This window comes from Labrys sp. E2SS-1L (assembly GCF_057073705.1).
In genome coordinates, this window is sequence record NZ_CP172713.1 from 723,234 (window position 1) to 736,136 (window position 12,903).

General features: G+C 65.9%; 8 protein-coding genes. 6 read left to right on the forward strand and 2 right to left on the reverse strand.

Annotated elements, in window-relative coordinates; translation table 11 throughout:
- Nucleotides 1-41 precede the first annotated feature (41 nt).
- Nucleotides 42-1,406: a condensation domain-containing protein gene (locus ACIGJE_RS29005; RefSeq protein WP_415083577.1), complete on the forward strand. Its 1,365-nt coding sequence runs from the start codon at nucleotides 42-44 to the stop codon at nucleotides 1,404-1,406.
- Between the two features lie 115 nt (nucleotides 1,407-1,521).
- On the opposite strand, the gene ACIGJE_RS29010 is transcribed toward ACIGJE_RS29005, so the two are convergent.
- Complete coding sequence (locus ACIGJE_RS29010) at nucleotides 1,522-3,846, reverse strand: Tex family protein (protein ID WP_415083579.1); 2,325 nt, start codon at nucleotides 3,844-3,846, stop codon at nucleotides 1,522-1,524.
- Between the two features lie 286 nt (nucleotides 3,847-4,132).
- On the opposite strand from ACIGJE_RS29010, the gene ACIGJE_RS29015 reads away from it, so the two are divergent.
- The 5 genes from ACIGJE_RS29015 to ACIGJE_RS29035 all read left to right on the forward strand — a co-directional run bounded on the left by ACIGJE_RS29015 (nucleotide 4,133) and on the right by ACIGJE_RS29035 (nucleotide 11,721).
- Complete coding sequence (locus tag ACIGJE_RS29015) at nucleotides 4,133-5,434, forward strand: extracellular solute-binding protein (protein WP_415083581.1); 1,302 nt, start codon at nucleotides 4,133-4,135, stop codon at nucleotides 5,432-5,434.
- A gap of 50 nt (nucleotides 5,435-5,484) precedes the next feature.
- On the forward strand, nucleotides 5,485-6,426 hold the full coding sequence (locus tag ACIGJE_RS29020) for a carbohydrate ABC transporter permease (protein WP_415083583.1): 942 nt from the start codon (nucleotides 5,485-5,487) through the stop codon (nucleotides 6,424-6,426).
- On the forward strand, nucleotides 6,423-7,265 hold the full coding sequence (locus ACIGJE_RS29025) for a carbohydrate ABC transporter permease (RefSeq protein WP_311941199.1): 843 nt from the start codon (nucleotides 6,423-6,425) through the stop codon (nucleotides 7,263-7,265). Before ACIGJE_RS29020 ends, ACIGJE_RS29025 begins: the two co-directional genes overlap by 4 nt.
- 33 nt (nucleotides 7,266-7,298) lie before the next feature.
- Nucleotides 7,299-10,319: an alpha-mannosidase gene (locus tag ACIGJE_RS29030; RefSeq protein ID WP_415083585.1), complete on the forward strand. Its 3,021-nt coding sequence runs from the start codon at nucleotides 7,299-7,301 to the stop codon at nucleotides 10,317-10,319.
- A 178-nt stretch (nucleotides 10,320-10,497) separates the two neighbouring features.
- Complete coding sequence (locus ACIGJE_RS29035; protein ID WP_415083588.1) at nucleotides 10,498-11,721, forward strand: ROK family transcriptional regulator; 1,224 nt, start codon at nucleotides 10,498-10,500, stop codon at nucleotides 11,719-11,721.
- On the opposite strand, the gene ACIGJE_RS29040 is transcribed toward ACIGJE_RS29035, so the two are convergent.
- The gene (locus ACIGJE_RS29040; RefSeq protein ID WP_415083590.1) at nucleotides 11,654-12,808 is read right to left on the reverse strand and encodes an ROK family transcriptional regulator; all 1,155 of its coding nucleotides are present in this window, start codon (nucleotides 12,806-12,808) and stop codon (nucleotides 11,654-11,656) included. The genes ACIGJE_RS29035 and ACIGJE_RS29040 overlap by 68 nt on opposite strands.
- Nucleotides 12,809-12,903 lie beyond the last annotated feature (95 nt).

The following is a 12,903-nucleotide window of genomic DNA, read 5'->3' on the forward strand; positions in this document are numbered from 1 at the left end:
CCGACACCCGACACCCCCTTCCAATATTCTGGATTTTTTCGATGCCGATAGAAGACACACCCCTCGACTGGATGAAGCTGACACCGCCGCAGTTGGATTTCTGGGAAGAGTTCAGCTTCCATCCCGACCAGCCGCTCTCCACCGTCGCCCATTATCTCGACATTGAGGGGGCAGTCGACGTTTCGGCCCTTTGCCGGGCCATTGCCCGCACCGTGCACGAAGCCGATATCCTCGCGGCGAGCTTTGCGGTTGCCCGGAGTGACGGGTTGCCGCGCCAGCGCCTCGACCCGCGGCGCCTGCCCGAGGTCAAGCAGATCGACCTCACCGATCGCCCGGATCCGGCGCGGGCGGCCATGGGGCTGATGCAGGCCGACATTCGCGCCAAGCTCGACCTCACGCGTCACCCGCTTTCGGCGCAATGGCTCCTGCGCATCGGCGAGAACCGCTATTACTGGTACATCCGGGCCCATCACATCATCCTCGATGGCTTCGGCCTCACCTTGATCGAGCAAAGATGCGCGCAGCTCTATGCCCATTTGTTGGGTCATACCGACGCCGGGCGCCCCTTCGATCGCTTTGCCAGTTTCCTGGCCGAGGAAGAGGCCTATCGCACCGGTCCGCGCTTCGCCGAGGATCGTCGGTTCTGGCAGGACTATCTCGCCGGTCCCGGTTCGCTGCCGGTGGTGGACAAGGCCGGCGAGGGCTACGGAGCGGAGGGCCTGCAATCGCATGACAGGCTGCCGGACGATCTCGGCCGTATCCTGCGGCAGAGCGCGACCGAACTGGGCATCGCCTGGCCGGATCTGCTGGTCCTGCTGACCGGCCTGTATCTCCTGCGCCATGGCTCGGAGCAGGAAAGGGGCGGCAAAGGGCGGATGACGCTATGGCTGCCCTTCATGAGCCGCTGGGGTAGCGTGGGCGCCAACATACCGGCCATGCTCTTGAACATCCTGCCGTTCCGCCTCGCCGTCGGCGGGGAGGAGCCGCTGGCGGTCCTGCTGAAGAGAGGAGCCAAGGACCTGCGCCGCCAGCGCGCGCATGGGCGCTACCGTATCGAGCATATTGCCATCGATTGTGGCCTGCCCGCGGGCTCGCGCTTCTTCTTTGCGCCGCTCGTCAACGTGTTGCCATTCGACCAGCCTGAATTCTTCGGCTGCCGGACAAGGCGCCACGTGCTGGCCAGCGGCACCGGGGAGGGCTTCAGCGTGACCTATCGGGCCGAGGACGATGCCGGTGCGCTCATACTCGAACTCGATGCGGATTCAGCCATCACCGGCCGTGATGCTTTCGAACGCCATCGCTTCCAGCTGCCGGTCTTTCTCCGCCAGGCCCTGGCGCCGCAGGCACGGTCCCGCCCGGCGGGAGAGCTCTATGGCGAGGCCATGCCGATCGCCAAGGCCGGGTAGAAAGCGCCGACTCTTACCCTTCCCTGGAGGGGGAGGGTAAGAGTTGGCATTCCCTCACAGCTCATGCTGGCACCTATGAGCAGGGGTGCTTGCGTTCTCCCAGCAAGAGGAACCCTCAACGCTTCTTCAGCGCCTCGGCCAAGGCTGCACCGAAAGCGCCCTGCGCAGCCGGCTTGTCGGGCCGGCCCTGACTGGGGCGGAGCGGCGCTGGCTTGGCCTTGTCGTCGCGCCTGGCTGGCTTGTCGGAGCTGGCGTTGCCGTCCCGCCGCATCGAGAGGGCAATGCGCTTGCGCGGGATGTCGACTTCGACCACGCGCACCTTCACGACGTCACCGGCCTTCACCACCTCATGCGCATCCTTGATGAAACGATCGGCCAGTTGCGAGACATGGACGAGGCCGTCCTGGTGCACGCCGATGTCGACGAATGCGCCAAAGGCGGCGACATTGGTGACCGTGCCTTCCAGGAGCATGCCGGGCCTGAGGTCCTTGATGTCATCGATGCCGTCGGCGAAGGTCGCCGTCTTGAATTCGGGGCGGGGATCGCGGCCGGGCTTGTCCAGCTCGGCGATGATGTCACGCACCGTCGGCAGGCCGAAGCGTTCGTCTACGAAAGCTTGCGGATCGAGCTTTCTGAGGACGGCGCTGTCGCCCATCAGCGCACGCACGTCACGCCCGCAGGCGGCGACGATCTTCTTGGCCACGCCATAGGCTTCCGGATGCACGGAAGAGGCATCCAGTGGCTCGCTGCCATTGGGGATGCGCAGGAAGCCGGCGCATTGCTCGAAGGCCCGCGGGCCGAGGCGGGAGACCTTGAGCAGATCCTTGCGGCTGGCGAAGGGACCGTTGGCATTGCGATGCACCACGATGCCTTCGGCGAGCGAGGCGCCGAGGCCGGAGACGCGGGCGAGCAGCGAGGCCGAAGCGGTGTTGAGGTCGACGCCGACGGCATTGACCGCGTCCTCCACCACCCCGTCCAGCGAGCGGGCCAGGCGATATTGGTCGACATCGTGCTGATATTGCCCGACGCCAATCGATTTCGGCTCGATCTTGACGAGTTCGGCCAGCGGGTCCTGCAGCCGCCGGGCGATCGACACCGCCCCGCGCAGCGAGACGTCGAGATCGGGAAATTCGGCGGCCGCCGTCGCCGAAGCCGAATAGACCGAGGCGCCGGCCTCGCTGACGATGACCTTGAGCGGCTTGGGCGCCGGCAGGGCGGCGAGCATCTCGACCACCAGCTTTTCCGTCTCGCGGCTGCCGGTACCGTTGCCGATGGCGATCAATTCGACATTGTGGCGGCGGACGAGGGCGGCGAGTTCGGCCTGGGTGCCGCGCACATTGTTCTTGGGTGGGAAGGGGTAGACGGTGGTGGTGGCCAGAAGCTTGCCGGTGCCGTCGACGATCGCGACCTTCACGCCCGTGCGGATGCCGGGATCGAGGCCCATGGTGGCGCGGGAGCCGGCCGGCGCCGCGAGGAGCAGGTCCTTGAGGTTGCGCGCGAAGACCCGGATCGCCTCCTCCTCGGCCCGTTCGCGCAGATCGCCCATCAGGTCGACATAAAGGTGCAGTGAGAGTTTGACGCGCCAGGCCCAACCGACGACCTCCAGCAACCAGCGGTCACCCGGAAGGCTGCCCGCGATCGCATAGGTCTGGGCGATCATGCGCTCCACCGGCTTCACCGCCGAGGCATTGTCGGCGTCGACCTCGATGTCGAGCGACAGCACCTCCTCGTTGCGGCCGCGCAGCATGGCGAGGGCGCGGTGGCTGGGCACGCCCGACCATTTCTCGATATGGTCGAAATAATCGGAGAACTTTGCGCCGGCCGCCTGCTTGCCGTCAATGACGCGGGCGCGCAGGAAGGCCTGCTCCTTCATATAGCTGCGCAGTCGTCCGACCAGTTCGGCATTCTCGCTGAAGCGCTCGACCAGGATGTCACGCGCGCCTTCCAGGGCCACCTTGGCGTCGGGGACCTCGTCGCCGAGATAGGCCGCCGCAAGCTCCGCGGGCACAGCCGCCCGGTCGGCCAGGATGGCCTCGGCGAGCGGCCCCAGCCCGCGCTCGCGGGCGATCTCGGCCTTGGTGCGCCGCTTGGGCTTGTAGGGCAGATAGATGTCTTCAAGTTCCGCCTTGGTGGCGGCAGCGGCGATCTTGGCCTCGAGCGCGTCGTCGAGCTTGCCCTGCTCGCGGATGGAGGCAAGGATGGTCTCGCGCCGGGCCTCGAGCTCGCGCAGATAGGCGAGGCGTTCGGCGAGATCGCGCAACTGCGTGTCGTCGAGCCCGCCGGTCACCTCCTTGCGGTAGCGGGCGACGAAGGGGACGGTGGCGCCTTCGTCGAGCAGGGCAACGGCAGCCGTGACCTGCTGCGGCTTGGCGCCGATCTCGGCTGCAATGATCGTGGCCAGGCGCAGGCTGGCTCCGGTGGCGTGTTGCTTGCCGTTCATGCGCTCCTCGCTCGACAATGAGTCGCGCACCATAGGCAAGGTGGCACGGGATCGCCATGCCCGCGATCGGGGCACAGTGCTTCTCCACAGCCAGCCGATCTCGATCGCACCTCTCTTTCCACCAGCTTTTCAACCACCCGACGCCGATGGCCTGCACCACGTTGCGCGATTTCCCGAACAAGCTTGCCTCAATAAAATCGATGTGATTTATTCGCGTGGCGTCACTGCGCCACCATGAGGCGGAACCGATCCGCCCGATCGAGGAAACACCCCAGGGAGAAACAAGATGCGCAAGCGTCTGGTTGCCGCGTTGCTCGCCTCGGCCGTTGCCTTCGCAACCGCCTCGTCACAGGCCGAAGACCTCGTCACCAAGAGCCGGATCGGGCCGGCCGATGCTCCGAAATCACTGACCTTCCGGCTCACGGGCGACGGGCCTGACAGCACCGACCCGGTCTGGGCGGAGGGTTACAAGAAGCTGTTCGGCGACTTCATCCAGCGCCATCCTGGCTGGAAGATCGAGCTCGAACGCATGTCCGACAATATCGGCCAGGAGCAGGCCCGCATGCTCGAACAGGCCAAAGCCGGGCGGGGCCCCGATTGCGCCGCGGTGGATTCCTTCGTGCTGGCCCTGTTCATCGGTGCCGGCGTGCTCAAGCCGCTCGACGCCTATTTCACCAAGGACGAGGTCAACGATCTCTTCCCCTTCGTGCGCCAGGGCATCACCGGCAAGGACGGCAAGATCTATGCCTGGTGGTGGGATACCGATCTGCGCGTGCTCTACCGCAAGAAGGACGTGGTGCCGGACGCCCCCAAGACCTGGGACGAATTGAAGGCGGCAGCTCTCGCTTCCAAGGAGAAGGGCATGGAGGGCCTGCTCTTCAATGCCGGGCGCTGGGAGGCCACCACCTTCGACTGGCTCGCCAATTTCTGGAGCCAGGGCGGCAAACTCGTCGACGACAGCGGCAAGCCCGTTTTCGCGGAGGGCGAGAACCGCGAGAAATTCCTCAAGGCCGTCAAATACTTCAAGGATCTCGTTGATTCCGGCGCGGCGCCCAAGCGCGTCACCACCATCATGAACTATGACGAGCTGAACGCCGCCGCTGCAGCCGGGACGACAGCCTTGTTCATCGGCGGCAACTGGCAATATGGCCAGCTCAAGACCATTCTCGAGCCGGAAGCCTTCGAGCAATGGACCTTCTCGGAGATTCCGGGACCGACCGCCGGGCAGAATGCCACCGGTACCGGCGGCTGGACGGTCGGAGCCTTTGCCAACGATCCGGAGAAGGTCGCCATGTGCGCGGCGATCGCCAAGGAGGTCTATTCGGGGCTGGGCAACGCCCTGCAGCAGCAACTGCCGACCTCCAAGGCGCAATATGACAAGTTCGACGTCTTCAAGACCGAGGCGAACAAGGCCTTTGCGGCGGCACTCACCCATGGCCAGGCCAGGCCGGGCGTACCGATCTATGCCGAGATCTCCAACCAGATCCAGGTGATGATGGGCGAGGTGCTGGCCGGCACCAAGACGCCGGAAGCAGCCCTCGATGCCGCCAATGCCGCCGTGCAGGCGGCCTATACCCGGCAGAAATAAGGGAAGGACAGCCGAACCCGCAGATTGGGGCCAGACAGGAGGGGGACGCCATGTCGACGACCAGGGCCGCCATTGCCGCCGTGCCGCGCCGCCAGCGCGGGCTCGGCCTGGCCGGGCGGATCGACACCAATCCCTTCTCCTGGCTGGCGCCGGCCGTGCTGCTGCTCGCCGCCTTCTATCTCTATCCGATCGTCGACGTCTTCCGCCTGTCCCTGACCAATGCGACGCTGCTCAGTTCCGAGGAGCGCTATACGCTCGACACCCTCTACGCCATGCTCGGCAATGCGGCGCTCGGCGATATCCTCCTCACCACCTTCGTCTTCTGCGCGGCGAGCGTGATCGGCCAGCAGGCGGTCGGCTTCGGCATCGCTTTGGTGGTGGTCCGCGGCGAGCGCCGCCGCCTGCCCGGCATGACGGTGATCCGCACCATCGTGCTGATCGCCTGGGTCATTCCCGGCATCGCCAACGGCTTGATCTGGCAGATGCTGTTCTCGGAGGCGCCTTTCGGGGCGATCAACAGCGTGCTTCGCATGCTGCATATCGCCCCGGTGGCCTGGCTGTCCGATCCGGGCAACGCCATGATTTCGGCCATCATCTCCAATGTCTGGCGCGGCACGGCCTTTTCGATGATCGTGTTCTACGCCGCGCTCAAGGGCATCGATCCTACGCTCTACGAGGCGGCCAATGTCGACGGCGCCAATGGCTGGCAGAAATTCCGCTTCGTCACCCTGCCGATGATGCGCAGCGCCATCCTGGTCAATTCGATCCTGATCACCATCCAGACGCTCAATACCTTCGACGCCATCATCTCCCTCACCGGTGGCGGGCCCGGGCGGGCGACGGAAGTGCTCTCGCTCTTCACCTACAACACCGTCTTCCGCAATTACGACCTCGCCGGCGGCAGCATGCTCTCCGTGCTGATGCTGGCGATCAGCCTGGCGTTGGCCCTGTTTTACGCCGCTTTCCTGCCACGCTGGGAGGATCGGACATGAAGGGCGAGCGCCGCGAGAAATGGGGCGATGTCGCCACCTATATACTGGCCGTGCTGATCGCCGCCTTCTTCCTGACGCCGCTCCTGTGGCTGCTGTCGCTGGCGCTGCGCTCGCGCCAGGAGGTGTTTCTGGGGGCAGCCCGCTTCATCCCCAAGCGCCCGACGCTCGCCAATTTCGAGCAGGTGCTGAGCGACCCCGCCTTCCTGGTCTACCTGTGGAACGGGTTGAAACTCTCGGCGCTCGGGGGGCTCGGCTGCCTCGCAGTGGCAGCGCCGGCCGCCTATGCCTTTTCACGCTTCTGGTTCACCGGCCGCTCGGCCCTGATGATGGCGATCCTCGCCTTCCAGATGGTCTCGCCCCTCGTCATCCTCGTACCGCTCTATCGCTATATGAGCGATCTCGGCCTGCTCAACAGCCATTTCGGCGTGATCATGGTCTATATCGCCGTGGGCATTCCCATGTGCACCTGGCTGCTCAAGAGCGCCATCGACGCCATCCCGCGCGAATTGGAGGAGGCGGCCGCCATCGATGGCTGCAGCCGCTTCGGCATCTTCTGGCGCATCACTTTGCCGCTGATCACGCCCGGCATCGCTTCCGCCTTCATCCTGATCATGATCCTCAACTGGTCGCAGTTCCTGATCCCCTTCCTGCTACTCAACAAGGATCCGCAACTGCCGATCGCGGTGGCGATCTTCAATTTCGCCGGCACCTCCAATGCCTCCACCACCCAGGTGCTGGCAGCCGCCTGCCTGGTGGCGGTCGTCCCGGCCATCATCGCCTTCGTGGCGCTGCAGCGCATGGTGGTGGGAGCGCTGACTGCCGGAGCAGTTAAAGGTTAGATCATAACATATTGTTTTATCTAGGAGTTTAAGATGTCACTTACGATCCAGCAGCGGATCGATCGCCTGAATGTCCGCGTGCTCGAGCTCGGTTTCTGGCGAGAGCACGAAAAGGTCGCCGTCGAAGGCTGGACCTTCAATGGCGAACCGATCACCCTCGGCGCCGACTGGCCGAGGCGCGACGGCGTCGTGCATTTCGCCGCCAAGGCCGAGGTGCCCCAGTCCTGGCCTTTGGAGGAGGTCCGCCTGATCCTCGATCTCGGCGGCGAGAGCCTGGTCACGCTGACGAGCGAGGCCGGGCAGAAGCGCTACGGCCACGATCCCTACCACCAGGAATATCCGGTACCCGGCCGGCGCTTCTCGATCGAGACCGACAGCGTCGCCCGGCTCCCCTTCGGCGAGCCGGTGCCCGAGCCACGCCTGGTGGCGGCACGCCTGGCGCGCATCGAACCATCCGTGCATCGGCTGCGCCTGCTGCTCAAGCAGGTGGCCGAGGTAGCGCGGCTGCTGGGCGAGCATGAGGTGGTGCCCCATCTCGTCGGCGCGGCCGAGCGCACTCATGCCGCGCTCGACTGGCCTTCGGCCACCTCGGACTATGTCGCGCGCATGGGCGACTACACCCAGCAGCGCTCGATCTGGCAGTTGCCGGCCCTGAAATCGAACCCCGACGGCCTGCGGCAGGACCATCGCGCCAGCGTGGCGGCGGCGCATGATGCGCTCGTCGCCGAATTGCGCGCCCTCAAGGTCCGCTTTCCCCAGCAAGGCAAGCTCGGTATCACCGGCCATGCCCATATCGATCTCGCCTGGCTCTGGCCCTATGACGAGACGCGGCGCAAGGCGCGCCGCACCTTCCACACGGCCCTGCGCCTGATGGAGCAGTTCCCGAGCTTCGTCTTCAATCAGTCCACGGCTGCCTATTACGCCCAGATCGAGGAGGACGATCCGGCGCTGTTCGCCGATATCGCCGCGGCGGTGAAGAAGGGCCAATGGGAAACCATCGGCGGCATGTGGGTCGAGCCCGACACCAACATGCCGACGGGCGAGAGCTTCGTGCGCCAGATTCTCTACGGCCAGCGCTACTTCCAGCGCCAGTTCGGCGTGCGCCATCGCGTCTGCTGGCTGCCGGATTGCTTCGGCTTCTCGCCGGCCCTGCCGCAACTGCTCAGGCAGGGCGGCATGGATTCCTTCTTCACCATCAAGGTGAACTGGTCGGAGACCAATCGCTTCCCGCATGACCTCTTCTTCTGGGAGGGTCTCGATGGCAGCCGGGTGATCGCCCACACCTTCGACAATCCGCTGCACGGCTATAATGGCTCGACCGAACCGGCGGCCGTCATCCCGACCTGGAAGAATTTCCGCCGCAAGGACATCCATGACGAAAGCCTGCTCGCTGTCGGCTATGGCGATGGCGGCGGCGGCACCACGCCGGAAATGCTGGAGCGTCAGGCCCAGCTCGCCGATTTCCCGGCGATCCCGGCGCTCAGGCCGGTCCGGGTCGAAGATTTCTACGCTCGTATACACAACGAAGTGCCGGCGGAGAAAATCCCGGTCTGGTCGGGCGAAATCTATCTCGAACTGCACCGGGCCACGCTGACCACGCAAAGTCACACCAAAAAGCTGCACCGCCACGCCGAGAGGGCCCTGATCACGGCAGAGACCGTCGCCTCGCTGGCGGCACTGCTCGGCGGCCCTCTGCCCGACAGCCTGGAGCCGGCCTGGCACAAGGTGCTCAAGAACGAGTTTCACGACATCCTGCCGGGCTCGGGCATTCGCGAGATCTACGAGGATGCCGAGCGTGAGCTCGGCGAGGCGCTGGCGACGGGCCGGGAAGTGCAGAAAGCCGGGCTCGCCGCCGTGGCGGCGCAGCTTCCCAAAAGCGGGTCGGCGGATGTGCTGGTGGTGGTCAATCCCGACCTTCATGCGCGGCCCATCCGCTGCGAAATCGACGGCGCTCCCCTGGCGCCGGAAGGGACGCTGCCTCCTCTGGGCATCGCTGTGCTCGATCGTGCTGGACTGGTGCCGACCTCGGGCCTCATGGTCTCGAAGACCGGCCTCGAAAACCGCTTCGTGCGGGTTGCACTCAATGGCGACGGCACGCTCGCTAGCCTTTACGACAAGCGTGCCGCGCGCGAGGCGCTGGCCGGCCGCGGCAACCAGCTCTGGGCCTATGCCATGGACAAACCGCGCAACTGGGATGCCTGGGACATCGAGGACGACTACACCGCCAATGGCCAGGAACTGACGGCGGTGGAGGCGATCGAAATCGTCGAGACCGGTCCGCATCGCGTTGCCGTCAGGATCGTCAGGCGCTTCCGCGACTCCACCATTAGCCAGACCCTGCGGCTGTGGGCCAACTCGCCGCGCCTGGAGATCAGGACCGATCTCGACTGGCATGATCGCCGCGTGCTGCTCAGGACCCTGACGCCGGTGGCGGTACGCTCGGACTTCGCCACCTTCGAATGTGCCTTCGGTGTCGTAGGGCGTTCGACCCGCGACAACACCTCTTGGGAGAGCGCCCAATATGAGGTGCCGGCCCATCGTTTTGCCGATCTGTCGGAGCCCGGTTTCGGCGTCGCCATCCTGAACGACGCCAAATATGGCCATAGCGTAAAGGGCAATGTGCTCGGGCTGAGCCTGGTGCGTGCGCCCATCTATCCCGATCCGCTGGCCGATGAGGGCGAGCAGAGCTTCACCTATGCGCTCCTGCCGCACCAGGGCAGCTGGCATGAGGGCGGCGTACGCGAGGAGGCGCTCGATTTGAACCAGCCGGTGCTGGCACTCGCTGCCACCGGCCTGCATCCGGGGTCGCATCGGCCGCTCGCCGTCGAGGGCATCGCGGCCGGGCTTGGCGGTCTCAAGCGGGCGGAACAGGGCGGGGGGCTCATCCTGCGCGTCTATGAGCCCGCCGGCGCCCGCGGTGCCTTCGCCGTCAAACCGGCCGCGGGCTGGCGGCTCGGCGAGGCCGTCGACATCCTCGAAGAGGCGGTGTTGCGGGCCGATGGCCCGGATCTCAAGCCCTTCGAGGTGCGCAGCTGGGTGCTGAAGAGGGAGTAACTTTCCGGGAGGGCGGACGTCCCTACGATACTCAAGTGAGTGTCTGACGATCCGCCTTCTCTTCATCGAGCGTCCCGTTTTCAAGAGCGGGCGACGACGCCCGCGCTCCCAGGAGAATGCCCGCGCCGAGCGCCACGGTTGACAAGATGGGATAGCGTGCGGCTTGATCGGTCCGGATATGAAATCCTCCCTCCTGCCGGGCGAGCTTGCCGGCTCCAATTCCGGCCACGCCGCCAGCCACAACCAGGCCGTGATCCTGCGCACCATCCGCTGGAGCCAGCCGATTTCGCGCACCGAGCTGGCGCGCCGTTCCGGCCTCAGCAAGCAGGCGGTCGCCCGCATCACCGAAAAGCTGCTCGATGACGGGCTGATCATCGAGGCACGCCGGCGCTACGGCATGCGCGGGCAGCCGGCGATCGAGCTGGAGATCAATCCCGAGGGCTGCTTTTCGGTGGGCATCGGCCTCGGGCGCGACCATCTCACGATCGTCGCCGTCGATGCGCTCGGCACGGTGCGTGACCGGCTGCATCGGGAGGTGCGCTATCTCCTGCCCGACGCCTTCTTCGCCGAGGTGAAGGAGGCTCTCAAGACCTTCCGGCGTCGCCATGCCATCGACGAGAACAAGCTGGTCGGCATCGGCCTCGCCATTCCCGACCTCCTGGGCGAGATTCCCTTCATCGGCATGCCCGAGGCCTATTCCATCTGGGAAGAGACGGATATCCGCGCCCGCTTTGCCGCCTTCACGGAACAGCCTGTCTTCATCGACAATGACGCGACGGCCGCAGCGATCGGCGAGCTCACCTATGGGCTCGGCGTGGAGATCCGCAGCTTTTTCTACATCTTCATCGGCGCGGGGCTGGGCGGGGGCATCGTGCTCGACGGCGCCTGCTATCACGGGTCCAGCGGTATCAGCGGGGAAATCGGCTGGCTGCCGCTGTCGCCTGCGGGGGGCCGGGAAGGCGACGGTGTGCAGCCGCTCGGCCAGCTCGTCTCGCTGCTGCAGCTCTACGACTTTCTGGCCCGGCACGGCATCGCCGTCACACAGCCCCAGCAATTGCTGGGGCTCGACGAGCGTGGCAAGGATCTGGTGTTGATCTGGCTGCGCATGGCGGCCCGGCATCTGGCCGAGGCGGCCATCGATATCGGCCTCCTGATCAATCCCGATGCGGTGTTGATCGGCGGCCGCCTGCCGGTGACCTTGATGGACAAGCTGCTGCTCTTCGTCCACGAGGAACTTGCACGCGATCCAAGGCCGATACCGCCGGTCTATCGTGCCGGGGGCTCGGAAGATGCCGCGGCGCTGGGGGCGGCAACCATGCCGCTCGCCCATGCCCTCAGGCTGGAGGCGGCCGATCCGGCCCAGCGGACGCGTTCGCCCTTGCGGGCCCGCGATCTTCGCTGAGGCTCTGGCGGACAAGGACGGTTCGGCGCATGTCCGGCAGCAGGATATCGAGGAAGGGGATCGCCGCGATCCCTTGTGCCACGCCCTGCTCGGAGAGCGTACTGCAGCGGATTTCCGGCAGCCAGAACGGGTGTGTCGGGTCGATCATCCGGCTCCGGCGCAGCACCTGCAGGCGTGCGGCAAGCGCTTCCAGAAGCAGCGTCGGCAAGCGGCCGCCCACCACGATCAGGCGCGGCCCGATGAAGGCTGCCATGGCGATGATCATGTCGGTCAGATGCTCGGCGGCATCGTCGAGCCATTGCTGCACGGCAGGGTCCGACAAATCATGGCTTGGCAGGCGGCTGGTCGCCGCTACCTGGTCGAGATAGCGCCCGTCGCGGCCGGTGCGCATCAATCCGACCAGGCCGGCCTTGTGCTCGGCGCCGTCGAAGACGGTGCCGCCGATGATCATGCCGGCGCGCACGGCGGCGCCGAGCAGGATGAAGACGAAACTGTCATCTGCCGTTGCAATGCCGGATTGCCTCTCGCTGATCGCCGCAGCGACCGTATCGCGTTCGACGATGGCCCGGTAGGGAGCAAGCGCGGCCCGGATCGCCTCGGCATGTTCGCCTGCCGTCACGCCGATGCCGAACAGACGGCCGCCCGGTGCCGTCGCCGAGAGCCGGGAGATCGCCCGCCGGATCCAGGCGGTAGCCTCGGCCGGCTCGCTCTCCGCGGCCGGCGCTTCCTCGGCAAAGAGCGGCGTGCCGGCAAGATCGGCGGCGATCAGCCTCGCCCGTGCGCCGGCAAGATCGACCCCGATCGACACGGCGCTGCCCCGGCGAATGGCAAAGCGGTCCGAGCGCGCCGAGCTGTTGGTCTCGATCAGGCCTTCGCCGGTCAGGCGGCGCAGGATGTTGGCGATGCCCGGCACGGTGAGGCCGGTGACCTGGGCGAGTTCGAGCCGCGTCATCGCCCCGCCGCGCCGCAATGCCTCCAGAGTAACGCGCAGATTGTGATCGGCTGCCTGCACCAGATTGAGGCCCGAGGTCTGGTCGCGCCTTTCGGGAAAGCGCGCGGGAAGCGGGGGGCTGCGATCTATCGGCATGGTTCTTTGTCAGAGTTCGCTCGGGATGAGGCTGCGTGAACGATAACCTATCGGCGCCCGCCAGGGCAGGGCCGGTTTATGGGAGAGGGCCAAAT

Coding starts and splice junctions, on each gene's coding strand:
- ACIGJE_RS29005 (WP_415083577.1), top strand. CDS start 42: ATGCCGATAGAAGACACACCCCTCGACTGGATGAAGCTGACACCGCCG.
- ACIGJE_RS29020 (WP_415083583.1), top strand. CDS start 5,485: ATGTCGACGACCAGGGCCGCCATTGCCGCCGTGCCGCGCCGCCAGCGC.
- ACIGJE_RS29010 (WP_415083579.1), bottom strand. CDS start 3,846: ATGAACGGCAAGCAACACGCCACCGGAGCCAGCCTGCGCCTGGCCACG.
- ACIGJE_RS29035 (WP_415083588.1), top strand. CDS start 10,498: ATGAAATCCTCCCTCCTGCCGGGCGAGCTTGCCGGCTCCAATTCCGGC.
- ACIGJE_RS29015 (WP_415083581.1), top strand. CDS start 4,133: ATGCGCAAGCGTCTGGTTGCCGCGTTGCTCGCCTCGGCCGTTGCCTTC.
- ACIGJE_RS29025 (WP_311941199.1), top strand. CDS start 6,423: ATGAAGGGCGAGCGCCGCGAGAAATGGGGCGATGTCGCCACCTATATA.
- ACIGJE_RS29030 (WP_415083585.1), top strand. CDS start 7,299: ATGTCACTTACGATCCAGCAGCGGATCGATCGCCTGAATGTCCGCGTG.
- ACIGJE_RS29040 (WP_415083590.1), bottom strand. CDS start 12,808: ATGCCGATAGATCGCAGCCCCCCGCTTCCCGCGCGCTTTCCCGAAAGG.